The 2,159-nt window shown below is 33.6% G+C and carries 2 protein-coding genes; both read right to left on the reverse strand.

Annotated elements, in window-relative coordinates:
* Positions 1–63: 63 nt before the first annotated feature.
* Entirely contained in the window at positions 64–1,449 is a 1,386-nt protein-coding gene (locus ACW2QF_RS19720; RefSeq protein ID WP_455717722.1) for a hypothetical protein, read from the reverse strand.
* A gap of 91 nt (positions 1,450–1,540) precedes the next feature.
* Entirely contained in the window at positions 1,541–1,939 is a 399-nt protein-coding gene (locus tag ACW2QF_RS19725; RefSeq protein WP_455717723.1) for a hypothetical protein, read from the reverse strand.
* Between the last annotated feature and the right edge of the window lie 220 nt (positions 1,940–2,159).

A 2,159-nucleotide genomic window follows, 5' to 3' on the forward strand; every position in this document is an offset into this window, starting at 1 on the left:
TTATTACTGCCAAAATATATTTCTTTTGGTTTACTATCACCTATTTGTAATGTAGACATTTTATCACCCCTTCACTAAATATAAAGTATTAGCATCTTTAGTAGTTGGAAGGGAGGTTACTACAGATATGTGAATATTATCTACAGTATCTGAGTTACCTCCATTTGCAGGTAAACTTGTCGGGAAGTCTGTTATATTGCTCTTTGTATGTGTATGACTTGTTGCAGCAAAAGCACTTGGTAACTTCCCGCCTACAGTATCAGCATTACCACCATTCGCTGGAAGTGTGCTAGGAAAATCAGTTATTTGCTCTACTTTATGAGTGTGAGTTGCTGTGGCAAAATCACTAGCATGTAGATTATCTATAGTGTCTGCATTACCTCCATTTGCAGGTAGAGATGTTGGTATTTCGGTTTTATCTGCTTTGTCATCTAATTTCGTATCAACTTCAGTTTTGGTATATACATTTGTAATTCCTAAATCCTCAATAGCAGTAGGATTAGAGCCACTTGCAACACGACCTTTTTCATCTGTAGTTACCTTTGTGTATATACCTGGTGTACCGACGTCAGGCAATTCGAGAATTCCAGAAACAATATCTTCAGCAGCTTGTGCTGCTACATTGGCTCTCGTTGTTGCAGCATTTGCGTTTGTAATTGCGGTAGTAGTGTCGGTTTGCCTGTTAGCTTCTTGAGTTTGTCTTGCTATTTCATCTGTATTTCTAGTGGTTTCAGCAGAGATTCTCGCACTCTCGTTTTCTATTACGGTTTGGTTTGTGGTAGTGATGATATTTATATTAGCCTGTGTAGCAGTATCTGATTCCGTTATTGCTGCATTTACTAAAGAAGCCATATTAGTTATAGCATCGTTCACATTTTTTGTATTGTTAGTTGTAGCTTCATTAGAGGTATTAGTGGCATCAATTGCGTTATTAGTAGCAATATTAGAATTAGAAATTGCAATATTTATTTCTTCAATCGTGCTTTCAGCTCTGTCAACTAAACCTGTGATGGTATTAATCATTATTGTAAGGGTATTAAATTCGTCTGAGTTAATTATTGCATTCCTATCCATTGCCGATTTTTGTATGATGACAGGAAAGGTCGCCGATTGTAGTAGTTTGTCTTTGGTTTTATCTCCGCTTGAATCAGCCTCATATATCCCAATTTCACATTGTACGGTACCGGCTTCAGAAGTTAAATTTTCAGTTGCAGTATAAATTACCTTATTATTCTCTATATCACAATCTTCTAAAATAGGTTCTCCAATTCTATTGGTTCCTTGTAGTTTGGCATAGGCTCCACTTGGAATGGAAATTACTCCATTGTTGTCGACTAATGTAATTTCGATTTTTCTTGTATTTTTATCATATTGCTTTAGCATAATTGGCTTGTAACTTAAAGTAGTATTCATGCCAACTTTAAGTTCTTGAGTGTTATCTATGGGCATTTTCTACCTCCATTTCTTTAAATTTGAGCATAAAAATAGACATGGAACAAATTTATCCATATCTTATAAAAGAGCGTTTTTATTCTGTTTTTTACGTATTTTCTTTATCATCTATCATAAATTCTATGTTATATAAGGTTTTGCCTGACACATCTACTTTTTCTAAGTCACTCAGTTTGATTACATGTATTTCAATTTCATCTTCACAATTAAGCAAATCCTTCATTTCTTTGTTGTACTCATCTATATACTCTGGCATGATTTCAAACCGCTGCTGTTCATTAAATTTAACTTCTCCATTAGAATCCTTAAATGCACATCGTTTTATTAATGTTAATTCGCATTCAGTATAGTCTTTTAAATGGTCTGATAGTATACGAAAATTCTTGTTTAAATTCCAACTAATTTTACTTGGTAGTTTTTCTGCCATTAAATCAGAAAGAGAGTTGATGGCTGATAAAACCATTTGATTATTAAGTTTTATTTTCATTTTAATTCCTCCAATTTTAGATATAGAAAAAGACTAGGAGAGTAGTAATCCTAGTCTAAAGTCATTTTATTTAGTTTCTGTTAAATCATCTTTCACGACAATCTCATTAGGTAAAATAAAGTTTGTGCAAATGGTGTCTGCTCCCATATCTAAATACTTCTGAGCCTCTTCCACATCGTCCACAGTATGAACTAATATCTTTTTATCATATTTCTTAAGC

The sequence above is a fragment of the Anaerosporobacter sp. genome, assembly GCF_965301125.1.

Coding starts and splice junctions, on each gene's coding strand:
- ACW2QF_RS19720 (WP_455717722.1), bottom strand. CDS start 1,449: ATGCCCATAGATAACACTCAAGAACTTAAAGTTGGCATGAATACTACT.
- ACW2QF_RS19725 (WP_455717723.1), bottom strand. CDS start 1,939: ATGAAAATAAAACTTAATAATCAAATGGTTTTATCAGCCATCAACTCT.